Below are 1,699 nucleotides of genomic sequence, written 5' to 3'. Positions count from 1 at the left end.
GGTTTCGCGGGGACGGGCGGGGCCGGTCAGACCATCGATACCGCGTTCACCACGGGCTACACATGGTTCGACAACACCCCGCGGGGCAGCAGCCAGATCTCCAACCCGGTCCTGCATCGGCAGGCCGGGGGTACCGGCACCTACGCCGATCCGATCACGCTTGCGGTAGGACACAGTCTGGCCAACGGCAAGGACACGCTGGACTATCCGGCCGGAACCCGTTTCTACATGCCCCGGGTACGCAGGTACTTCGTCGTCGAGGACGCCTGCGGTGATGGCCAGAGCCCGCAGAACGGCCCCTGCCACAGCCTGAAGACAGCTCCCAAGGGTGCCACCACCTGGCTCGACATGTATGTCGGCGGCGCCGGCGAAGACAGCCAGTCCGCGGTCCAGGCATGCGCCGACAAGGTCACCGCCGGCACGCACGCAGGACTCAACACCGTGGTGCAAAACCCCGGCCCCAACCTCCCGGTCGTCGAAGGCCCCTTGTTCCAGAACGGCAAGTGCACCGACCTCTACACACCCACCCCCACCACCAAGGGCACCGATCCCGACAACAACTAAGAGGGCTCCTTTCGTAGCCGGGCACCACCTGGGTGTGGGTGGTGCCCGGCTACGTGCGCCCGCCGGACCGCACAGCAACGGTGGCCGGATTTCTTCACCGTCGACGTTCTCAGTTCCGCTGTGGACGCCGGCTCCGCCCGTTCCGGATGAGATGCAGGGCCTGCGCGCCGTTCCGCGGCGCGAACGTCACACCGGTGTCCATGCCTTGTACGACAAGGGGATGGAGGTCTCGGCGATCCAACATGCTGGAGCCGCTGAACAACGCCACAGCCACGCTGTAGTCCGGTCCCGGCCTCCGCCAGGATTTCGAGGGCGGGCGGCAACGGACATCGCCGACGTACGCGTCGATGTCCAGCCCCGCACGCACCTGCGCTCCAGCTCATGGCAGCAGGGCCCGCCGCCACCTGGGCGTCGGGCCCTGCTGCCGCCGCGTGCAGCCGGATCAGCTGTGGGAGACGGTCAGCCCGTAGAAGGCGACCCGAGCTCCGTTCGTGGTGCTGTCCGACGAGGACTGGTTGTAGGACCCGGCCTTGAAGTACAGCTTGTACGGCTCGAAGGACGAGGGGATGGGGTAGTGGGTGGTGCTGCCGTTGACGGTCAAGTCGATGGTGTTGCCGCCGGAGACACCGATGGTGTAGCTCCAGGTCTCGCCGATCGAGACATGCCCCACCGTGTGCTTGGTCTGTCCGCCGGAGGGTGAGTTCTCGGTGCCCAGGACGATGTCGCCATTCGAGTCGTAGTACAGCTCCAGAAGCGGTTTGGTGGACGAGCCCCCGGCGCCCAGGTGGATCTGTCCCACGCACACGTGGGACGTCACGGACGCCACGCGCAGGGTCGCACTCATCCGGTGGGTGCCGCTGGGCGACCACTGCGCGGCGCTGCCGTCGCGGTTCACTTCCCGGAGTTCCGAGCGGGCGTACTTGGCGTTGGGCGTGGTGACGCCCTTCTCGGGCGCCCAGAAGGTCATGGCACCGTCGGGGTCGGTGTAGAAGTAGGAGTCCTTGTAACCACTGGGGCCCTGGAGCCGGGACGAGGAGATGGTGGTCGGGGATCCCGAACCGACCGGTTCCTGGAGCTGCCATATCGACAGGTCGAAGTTGCCGCCGGGTGCGACTCGCGGATCCGCAGCGCCGCT

General features: G+C 67.0%; 2 protein-coding genes. One reads left to right on the top strand and one right to left on the bottom strand.

The genetic code is table 11. The annotated features are described in order from the left end of the window. Positions 1 to 564 (top strand): hypothetical protein (locus ABZ656_RS57805; protein ID WP_360280771.1); only part of this gene is annotated, 564 nt, incomplete at its 5' end. A gap of 442 nt (positions 565 to 1,006) precedes the next feature. Here ABZ656_RS57805 and ABZ656_RS57800 read toward each other — a convergent pair. Continuing rightward, positions 1,007 to 1,699: polysaccharide lyase family 7 protein (locus ABZ656_RS57800; RefSeq protein ID WP_360280768.1), on the bottom strand; the 693-nt coding region annotated here is incomplete at its 5' end.

Origin of the sequence: Streptomyces sp. NPDC007095 (assembly GCF_040634475.1) — a bacterium.
Taxonomy (GTDB): Bacteria; Actinomycetota; Actinomycetes; order Streptomycetales; family Streptomycetaceae; genus Streptomyces.
The sequence above is the reverse complement of the archived record's forward strand: the minus strand, read 5'-3'. Positions and strand labels throughout refer to the sequence as shown.